Consider the following 7,900-nt stretch of genomic DNA (forward strand, 5'->3'; position numbering starts at 1 on the left):
GCTCAGCTCAGCTCAGCTCAGCTCAGCTCAGCTCAGCTCAGCTCAGCTCAGCTCAGAGGCAGGATCCAGCGCTCGACGCGTCGCGCGCCGTCAGCCGGATGGCGCTCGATGATCCCGGTCGGCCACGCCCCGAGACCGCGGGCGACGGCGGCGGAGGCCGCGTTGTCCGGGACGATCCGCAGCACGACCTCGCAGGTCCTCGCGTCCGCGCAGGCGTTCTCGACCAGTGCCGCGGCGACCGCGCGCCCGCAGCCGCGCCCGCGATGCGCGCCGAGCACCCAGTAGGAGACGTCGGCCTGCCCCCGTTCGACCCCGGCGCCGACGCGATGCACTCCCCCGCCGCCGATCAGCTGGCCGCGATCATCGAGGGCGGCCCACTCGCAGATCGGTCCGTCCGGGCTCCACCGCTCGGCGCGCGTGAGGAAGGCGGCGAGGGCGGCACGGGTCCAGGGCCGCCCGAAGACCTCCCGGGCGAGCGCCTCGTCCTGACCTGCGAGGATCGGCTCGAGGTGAGCGGGTCCGAGCGGGACGAGGCGGATCCTCGGCGGGCGGCCGCGCAGCGGGGAGGCATGCATCGATGCACGGTATCCCGCTGATGCGCAGCAGGGCTCGTCACGCCGCGGAGGAACTAGAGCACTCCCGCGCCAGGCCAGGGTGCTCCCACGCCAGGCCAGGGTGCTCCCACGCCAGGCCAGGGTGCTCCCGCGCCGTTCCGGGGTGCTCCCGCGCCAGGCCAGGGTGCTCCCGCGCCGTTCCAGGGTGCTCGCGCGCAGCAGCTCCCGCTCGTCCGTCAGTCCCGCCTCGTCTGTCAGACCCGCCTCGTACGATCACCCCGTGCCCGTTCCGATCCGCCTGCGCCCCATCGCGATGCTCCTCGCCCTCGTGCTGAGCGTCGTCGCGCTGCTGGCCGCCCCCCTGGGCTCTGCACGGGCCGACGACATCCGCGTCGTGCCCGATCCCGTGCGCCTGCTGCTCGTGACCTCCGGGCTGACCTGGGAGGACGTCTCGGCACAGGCGACACCAACCCTGCAGTGCCTGGCCGACCGCTCCGGGGTCGCGGCGATGAACGCGAGCTCCACGACGATGGTCTCCACGCGCGCCCAGGGCTCCGAGACGATCCGCACGGGCTACCGCGGCCTGGCCGCCGAGGCGCCGCCGTCGGCAGGGATCCCGGATCCGCCGCGCGATCTGCTCGCCTCGCTGCCCGAGCCGCCCCAGGTGCTCGACCTGCCGTCCGTCCCGGCCCGAGGGGAGCCCGGGCGCACCGCGGCCCTCACCGAGCTCGACGCGGCCGCCGCCGAGGCCCTCGCCCTGTCCGGCGGCTGCTCCGCCGCGGACCTCCCGCGCACCCTGCTCGTCTCCGTCGGATCGGTGGACGGGCCGACCTCCGAGACGGCGCACGCCGGGGATGCCCTCCTGTCGGAGACGGCCCAGCTGCAGGCCGTCATGGACTCCGGACGCCCCGGCGAGCTGCTGAGCAGCGGCGCGACCCACCAGCGCGGCGTCGTCGTCCTCACCGATGTGGTGCCGACGCTCCTGGCCGCCGCCGGGGAGCCGATCCCGCCGGCCCTGCCCGGCCAGGCGATGACCGGGGTGGCCGACGGCGACGCCCAGCAGATCGCGCTCGACCGCACGCGCGCGGCCCGCCTGGTCGACCTCGCGACCGTTCCGGCGCTCGGCAGCTGGACCGCGCCCGGGCTCCTGGGCCTCATCGTGCTGCTGGTGCCGGCTCTCGCCCGTCGGCCGCGTCCGGCCGCCGTCGCGCGGGCGCTCGTCACGATCGCTCCGCTCGCGATCCCCGTCGGCCTGTGCGCCGGGCTTGTGCCGTGGTGGCGCGGCGAGCATCCCGTCTGGGCGCTCACCGCGTGGGTGTGGGCGGGCTCGGCCGTGCTCGCGGCGGTCGCCCTCGCCGGACCGTGGCGGCGATGGCGCCTGGGCCCGCCGGGCGTCGCGGGCGCGCTCATCGCCGCTGTCCTGCTGCTCGAGTCCGCCACGGGATCGCGCCTGCAGCTCGGCTCGCCGCTGGGCGCGCAGGCGATCTGGGGTGGGCGCTACTACGGGCTCTCGAACCACCTGTTCGGCGCTGTCCTGGCAGGCTCCCTGCTCGCGCTCCTGGCTGCCCTGCCCCGGCTCCGCACGCGGCGGGCGCACCTTGCGGCGACGATCGGCACCGGGCTCGTCGTCGCCGGGATCTGCGTGGCGCCGTCGATGGGGGCGGACTTCGGCTCGATGCTCGTGACCGTGCCGACGTTCGGGATCCTCGCCCTGCTGGTCTCAGGGATCCGGGTGCGGCCGTGGCACGTCCTCGCCCTCGGCGCGGGAGGAACAGCGCTGGTCATGGGGATCTCCCTGCTCGACTGGCTGCGGCCCCCCGAACAGCGGAGCCATCTGGGACGCTTCATCGACGCGATCCTCACCGGCGAGCTCGCCTCGGTCGTCTCCCGCAAGCTCGCGCAGAACATCGGGATGCTCCTGGACTACTGGCCGCTCTCCGCCGCCATGGTCCTCGCCGTCGTGCTCACAGTCGCGATGCTCGCGCCGGGGCGGTTCCGCCTGGCCCGTCTGGCCGCGCTCGACGAGCGGCATCCGACGGCGCTGCCGATCCGCATCGCGCTCGCGATCGGCACGTGGGCAGGCTTCGCTCTCAACGACACCGGGGCCGTGCTCGTGCTGACGGCCCTCGGCGTGACGCTGTGCCTGCTCACGGCGATGCTTCCGGACCCCGAGGACGGCCCGGCGACCGCAGGCTAGGACACCGCCGGCTCGAGGACCCCAGGCACGGGCGCCACGGACGCGACCACCACGGGCACGGGCACGGGCACGGGCACGGGCACGGGCACGGGCACGGACACGGACACGGACACGGACACGGACACGGACGCATGATCGCCGAGCGCCGCACCGTCGGACCGCTCACTCCCCGGTCGGCTCCTCGGGGATGATCTCGGGCGGCTGCACATGCCGCCGCCGAGCGAGGGCCCGCATCACGTCGCGCAGCTGCGCGGCCCGGTGCAGCTGGCCGCGCAGGTCCTTGCCCGTCGCCCGATGATGCAGGTCGCACGGCACTTCCTTGACCCAGAAGCCCGCGTTGACGGCGTCGATCGACAGCGAGGTCTCCACGCCCCAGCCCGGGGCCAGGGGCTGGCACGCCTCCCACACCTCCCGGGTCATGCAGCGGGTGCCCGACAGCGGCTGCTGCGGCTCCCAGCCGGTGGCCCGCTTGATGCCCTCGCGCGAGGTCTTCACGACCATCCCGAACCCGGCCGCTCCCTCCTGGGCGGGCAGCAGCGCGATCGCCATGTCGACGCCGTCGCGCAGCACCGCGTCCACCAGCGGGGCGGCCTCGGCGGCGGACTCCTGCATATCGCCGTCGAGGAACAGCAGGGCGCGTGGCGGGGCATCGGCCGCGCCGATCACCGGCAGGGGGCCGGTGTGCCCGGCGACCCGGGGCTCGGCCAGCAGCTCCTCGGAGAAGCGATCGCCGCCGTCGGCGCGCTCGGCCTCATCGCGCAGCGCCACGAGCTGGGCGCCCGTCAGCATCGCGGCCGCCTTGCCCTGGTTGGAGCGGTGGCGCACGACGACGGCGCCGGCGCCCTTGGCGATCGCCGCGGTCGCGTCGGTGGAGCCGTCGTCCACGACCACCACGAGGTCCACGAGCTCGATGCCCGCGGCGGCCCGCACGGTCGCCTCGATGCGCTCGGCCTCATCCTTGGCAGGGATCACGACAGCCACGTGCGTGGGACGATCCGGGCCGCCGACGATCCCCTCGACATGGGGGAGCGCGGGCTCCTCGCGCCGCTCGTCCGGCGTGGTCCCGGGCTCTGTCTCCTCCTCGGGATCCACGCGGTCCCTCTCCTCCCCCGTCGGCGTGCTCATCGCAGCGTCACCTGGCGAGCGACGATGCCGCCGCGGGCACGGCGCTCGAGCGCGGTCAGCGGCTCCGTCGTCGCGAGCGCCCTCTCGAAGCGGTCCCGCAGATCCGCGGCGGCCGCCTCGACGCCCTCGGGACCGAAGCCCTTCGGCAGGTCCCACACGGGGACGGTGAGTCCCTCGGCGCGGAAGGAGCCGACGTAGCGGGTGCCGTCCCCGAGGCCGGAGGCGCGGCGCGCGTGCAGGCGGGCGACGGCATCGATCACGGCGTCCTCATCGGCGTCGAGCACCCAGCGCAGGTGCTCCTTGGAGCCGGCGTCGACCCAGAAGGCGTGCGGGAGGCCCTCGATCGCGGCGGTCGGGAGGATCGACTCGTCGGACTGCGCGAGGGCCGCCTCGACCTCGGCGGTGCGCTCGGCGGCCGCGTCTAGCCAGAACGAGAAGGAGTCGTGGACGGTCAGCGGGAAGTCGCCGGTCAGGTCCAGGACGTCCTGGAGGCGGGGCGAGCCCTCGGTGACCTCGAGCGCGGTGACGGGCTGGCCGGGCTCGAGGGCGAGCGCCTGCACGATCGCCTGGCCGAAGGCGCGGGAGAGGTCGCCGCCGGGGACCGTGGCCTGCAGTCCGATGACCACGGAGCCGTCGCTGCGCCGCACCGCGGGCCACAGGAGCGGGAGGACGGTCGCGATGGTGACGTCGACGGCCTTCCCGTCGACCCCGTGCTCCGGCGTCGTGCGCGCGCTCATGGTCGCGGCGGGGATCAGCTGGCGCATGGCGACGAGGTCGCGCTCGGCGGGGATGCCCTCGAACGGGCGGCGGACGAGGGCTGCGTGGGTCACAGGCATGACCCGATTCTAGACAGCGGACATCATCCTTCCGGGGGATGCCCGCCCCCTCCCCTCGGCGGACGCCGCGACCGCGGACCGGGGGGATTCCCCGGACGCGGGAGCGACGCCGACGTCGGTACTCTCAGCGGCATGACGTTGCTCGGGCTCCTGGCGTTCTTCGGCCTCGCCGTCGTGACCATGGACGTCCTGGGCGGCGTGCTCGCCGCGACGATGCTGGGCCGCGGCGTGCGCCCGGCGCATCTGCTGTACTTCCTGGGCGGCTACGCGGCAGTGGTGACGGCGGCGACGATCGTGCTCAAGCGCCTGCTGGTGCTGGCCGGAGAGATGCTCGCACCGGTCATCGGCTCGCGCACCTGGCTCATCGTGATCGAAATGGCGGTGGGGTGCGCCCTGCTCGCCTTCGCGGCGCTCCAGCGGCACAACGCCCTGCACCCGAAGCCGCCGGTGGTCGCCCACGAGGTCCGCGACCGCATCCCGTCGCTCATCGGCGGCGGCATGCTGTTCTCCGCGACCGTCCTGGCCGATCCCACGTACCCGATCGCGATCGGTCTGGCGATGCAGGTGCGGCCCTTCCCGCTCGGGCTCCTGCTGCTGATCGCCTGGAACCTCGTCTACCAGGCACCGATCGTGGCCGTCACGATCGCGGCGCTGTTCGGGGCGCACGAGCGCGTGCTCACGGCGGCGGCGCGCTTCTTCGGACCGCGGCGGCGGGGCCTGCTGATGCTGTTCGCCGGCGTGCTCGCTATCGCCGGACTCGTGGTGATCGGCGACGGGATCTTCGCTTCGGCCTCCTCGCACCGACCCTGGCTGCAGTCGCTCCTGCTGCTGCGCGAGCACCACTGACGCTTCCGCGCTCGCCCGCACCGGCAGGGCCCGGGCGATGCGGCGCATGCATGACGACGCGTCGCCGACCGCGTCCCGGACGTCGACGCCTCAGTACCCGGTCGTGCCGTCGATCGCCTCGCGCAGGAGGTCCATGTGCCCGAGATGGCGGGCGTACTCCTCGATGAGGTGGGTGAGGATCCAGCGGAGATTCAGCTCCGCACCGCCGCGCCGCCCGCGGACCGGCCCGTCGAGGTCGATCCATGCGGCGGCGAGCTCGGCGCAGCGCGCGGTCTCGCGTCGGTAGCAGTCGACGTCGAGAGCTGCGGAACCAGCGCTCCCGAGGTCGAAGTCCCCATCGGGATGCTCGGGCGTCGAGTAGAGGTCCTCGAGCTCCTCGCCATGCAGGACCTCGCGCAGCCAGTACATCTCGACCTCGGTGAGGTGGCGGATGATCCCGAGCAGGCTGAGCGCCGACGGCGGGATCGGGCGCATGGCCAGCTGCTGGGCGGTCAGGCCGTCGATCTTGAGCAGCGCGTTCAGCCGGTAGTCCCGCAGCCAGGCGTCGAGCACCGCCCGCTCACCGCCGAGCTTCGGGCCGCCGTCGCGGGTGTCGGCGATCCCGGTGACGATCACCGACGTCTCATGGGCAGGCTCGACGGTCCGTGACGTTCTCGGGGAGGTGGCGGCTTCCGGGGGCGCGCCGGGGTGGCCGTGATGCTGGAGGCTGCTCGGCTCGGAATCGCTCATGACGGTGAGCATGCCGTGACCTCGGTGTTCACGCCACGGGTTTTCGTCGGAGGCTTCGACCCGTCACGCCTGCGCCGCGAGATCGACGAAACGAGCCACCTGGGCGGCTCGTTCCGTCGTTCTCGCGGCGGATTCTGGTTCGTTTCGGCGTTCTCGGCCCCGGGTGCGCGCCCAGTCCGCCACGTCACCGCCCCGCGGGCAGCTCCGCCTCCGCGTCCGCGTCGCCCACAGCGGGCTCGTCGGTGCCGGTCAGCGCACCGATCCCGGACATGAGGTGGTAGATGACCAGGGCCGCGACGGTGCCGAGCGCGATGCCGGTCAGGGTGATCCCGTCGAACACCCAGGTCACGTTCGCGATGCCGACGACGAGCGCGACGCCCGCGGTGATCTGATTCTTGGGCCGGGAGAAGTCGACCTTGTTGTCCACCCACATGCGCACGCCGACGATGCCGATCAGGCCGTACAGCACGAACGTTACGCCGCCGAGCACCCCGGCGGGGATGGTGTTGATGAGCGCGCCGATCTTCGGCGACAGCGACAGGCAGATCGCGACGATGCCGGCGACCCAGTAGGCGGCCGTCGAGTAGACGCGGGTGGCGCTCATGACGCCGATGTTCTCCCCGTACGTGGTGGTGGGCGAGCCGCCGAACAGGGCCGAGACCGTGGTGGCGAGGCCGTCGGAGAACAGGGTCCGCCCCACCATGTGGTCGAGGTCGCGGCCGGTCATGAGGCCCACGCTGGAGACGTGGCCGACGTTCTCGGCCAGCAGCACGAGGATCACGGGCAGGAACATCGGCAGCAGGGATACCTCGAAGGTCGGATGCGTGAAGTGCGGCAGGCCGAGCCACGCGGCCTCGTGGAACGGCCCGAAATCGACCTCGCCGCGCAGGCGCGCGACGATGTAGCCGACGATCACGCCGAGCAGCACGCTCACGCGGCCGAGGATGCCGCGGAAGAGGGCGGTGCACAGCACGACGGCGGCCAGGGTGATCGTCGCGGTCACGGGCGAGACCTTGAAGTTGTCGTACGCGGTGGGCGCGAGGTTGAAGCCGATGAGAGCGACGATCGAGCCCATCACCACCGGCGGCATGAGCGCACTGATCCAGCGGGTGCCGATCGCCTGGACCAGCAGGCCCAGCAGCGCCAGCAGCACGCCGATCACGAGGACACCGCCGAGGGCCGCCTCGGGCGAGTCCGCCTGGGTGGACGCCGTGATCGGCGCGATGAACGCGAAGGAGGAGCCGAGGTAGCTGGGCACCCGGTTGCGGGTGATCAGCAGGAACAGGATCGTGCCGATGCCGGAGAACAGCAGCGTGGTGGACGGCGGGAAGCCGGTCAGCAGCGGCACCAGGAAGGTGGCGCCGAACATGGCGACGACGTGCTGGGCGCCGATGCCGATCGTGATCGGCCAGGCGAGGCGCTCCTCGGGGGCGACGATCGCGCCGGGGGCGACCGTGCGGCCGTTGCCGTGCAGGGTCCAGGGGAGGGTGGGCATGGCGGGGTCCTGTCTGCGAGGAGGAGGGAGGGGAGCGTTGGAAGGGGGCCCGACGGGGCCGGTAGGAGGGGCGCGGTGCGAGTGCGGGCCCGACGGGGCCGGTAGGAGGGGCGCGGCC

Annotated in this window: 8 protein-coding genes; 2 read left to right on the forward strand and 6 right to left on the reverse strand. The window is 73.5% G+C overall.

All coding sequences use genetic code 11. The annotated features are described in order from the left end of the window. Positions 1-47: 47 nt before the first annotated feature. On the reverse strand, positions 48-575 hold the full coding sequence (locus FM110_RS08920; RefSeq protein WP_087104420.1) for a GNAT family N-acetyltransferase: 528 nt from the start codon (positions 573-575) through the stop codon (positions 48-50). Positions 576-834: 259 nt separating this feature from the next. Here FM110_RS08920 and FM110_RS08925 point away from each other — a divergent pair, with 259 nt between their 5' ends. Continuing rightward, positions 835-2,751, forward strand: coding sequence for a hypothetical protein (locus FM110_RS08925; protein WP_234992118.1), 1,917 nt, complete (start codon positions 835-837; stop codon positions 2,749-2,751). On the opposite strand, the gene FM110_RS14760 is transcribed toward FM110_RS08925, so the two are convergent. The 3 genes from FM110_RS14760 to FM110_RS08935 are packed head-to-tail and all read right to left on the reverse strand — an operon-like array spanning position 2,748 to position 4,712. Then, entirely contained in the window at positions 2,748-2,876 is a 129-nt protein-coding gene (locus tag FM110_RS14760; RefSeq protein WP_268802196.1) for a hypothetical protein, read from the reverse strand. The genes FM110_RS08925 and FM110_RS14760 overlap by 4 nt on opposite strands. A 37-nt stretch (positions 2,877-2,913) precedes the next feature. Beyond that, positions 2,914-3,876, reverse strand: coding sequence for a glycosyltransferase family 2 protein (locus FM110_RS08930; RefSeq protein ID WP_087104421.1), 963 nt, complete (start codon positions 3,874-3,876; stop codon positions 2,914-2,916). Then, positions 3,873-4,712 (reverse strand): DUF5926 family protein, encoded by an 840-nt coding sequence (locus FM110_RS08935; protein WP_087104422.1) that lies wholly within the window; start codon positions 4,710-4,712, stop codon positions 3,873-3,875. Before FM110_RS08935 ends, FM110_RS08930 begins: the two co-directional genes overlap by 4 nt. A 132-nt stretch (positions 4,713-4,844) precedes the next feature. Here FM110_RS08935 and FM110_RS08940 point away from each other — a divergent pair, with 132 nt between their 5' ends. Next, positions 4,845-5,558 (forward strand): hypothetical protein, encoded by a 714-nt coding sequence (locus FM110_RS08940; RefSeq protein WP_087104423.1) that lies wholly within the window; start codon positions 4,845-4,847, stop codon positions 5,556-5,558. Positions 5,559-5,648: 90 nt separating this feature from the next. On the opposite strand, the gene FM110_RS08945 is transcribed toward FM110_RS08940, so the two are convergent. Together FM110_RS08945 and FM110_RS08950 are read right to left on the reverse strand one after the other, a co-directional pair. Then, positions 5,649-6,287, reverse strand: a complete 639-nt coding sequence (locus tag FM110_RS08945) for a DinB family protein (RefSeq protein ID WP_087104426.1) — start codon at positions 6,285-6,287, stop codon at positions 5,649-5,651. A gap of 184 nt (positions 6,288-6,471) precedes the next feature. Beyond that, positions 6,472-7,782 (reverse strand): uracil-xanthine permease family protein, encoded by a 1,311-nt coding sequence (locus FM110_RS08950; RefSeq protein WP_087104424.1) that lies wholly within the window; start codon positions 7,780-7,782, stop codon positions 6,472-6,474. Positions 7,783-7,900: the final 118 nt, after the last annotated feature.

It is taken from the genome of Brachybacterium nesterenkovii (assembly GCF_900163655.1).
Lineage (GTDB): Bacteria > Actinomycetota > Actinomycetes > Actinomycetales > Dermabacteraceae > Brachybacterium > Brachybacterium nesterenkovii.

Bases quoted from the DNA above. Each gene is read 5' to 3' on its own strand.
- FM110_RS08930 (WP_087104421.1), bottom strand. From the start codon at position 3,876: ATGAGCACGCCGACGGGGGAGGAGAGGGACCGCGTGGATCCCGAGGAG.
- FM110_RS08945 (WP_087104426.1), bottom strand. From the start codon at position 6,287: ATGAGCGATTCCGAGCCGAGCAGCCTCCAGCATCACGGCCACCCCGGC.
- FM110_RS08920 (WP_087104420.1), bottom strand. From the start codon at position 575: ATGCATGCCTCCCCGCTGCGCGGCCGCCCGCCGAGGATCCGCCTCGTC.
- FM110_RS08950 (WP_087104424.1), bottom strand. From the start codon at position 7,782: ATGCCCACCCTCCCCTGGACCCTGCACGGCAACGGCCGCACGGTCGCC.
- FM110_RS08940 (WP_087104423.1), top strand. From the start codon at position 4,845: ATGACGTTGCTCGGGCTCCTGGCGTTCTTCGGCCTCGCCGTCGTGACC.
- FM110_RS08935 (WP_087104422.1), bottom strand. From the start codon at position 4,712: ATGCCTGTGACCCACGCAGCCCTCGTCCGCCGCCCGTTCGAGGGCATC.